The sequence below is a fragment of the Dellaglioa sp. CoH-57-MRSF-16 genome (assembly GCF_056782055.1).
The window spans coordinates 1-384 of the sequence record NZ_JBXAXZ010000087.1 but is presented as its reverse complement, the minus strand read 5'-3'; the positions used below and the strand labels follow the sequence as shown (position 1 = coordinate 384).

The window sequence follows — 384 nt, the reverse complement described above, 5'->3', positions numbered from 1 at the left end:
CCACCATAGCGATGAACCAAGTCAACAGGATTGTCTACGTTGTGCACCTGAAGAATCTGTAGCATCCCACACAGTATTTCGTTGATGCCGTCTTCACGCTCCGGTGACGAGTATGCAAACACAGTGTAAATCTCATCACTGAATTCGATGTCCTCATCACCCTCACCTGAACCCAGCTCGACAGCAGCCAGCGTGATTTGCGTGTTCCAGTATCCGTTACGGACCGGAGTTGCGTACAATGCGTAGAGGCGATCTTCCGACTACCCATCCTCCGAATCTGTTTCGGGCCCAGTGACGGTCAGGGTCCAAGCATCATCGTCTCCGACGCGCTCTGCCAATAGTTGTTGGTCATCGTTCATGCAGCCTCCTTGGGTTTTGATGCAT

Annotated in this window: 1 protein-coding gene; it reads right to left on the bottom strand. The window is 52.1% G+C overall.

The annotated features are described in order from the left end of the window. On the bottom strand, positions 1 to 239 hold a 239-nt coding region (locus tag AC1RPH_RS07970; protein ID WP_481762052.1), incomplete at its 3' end, for a hypothetical protein. Between the last annotated feature and the right edge of the window lie 145 nt (positions 240 to 384).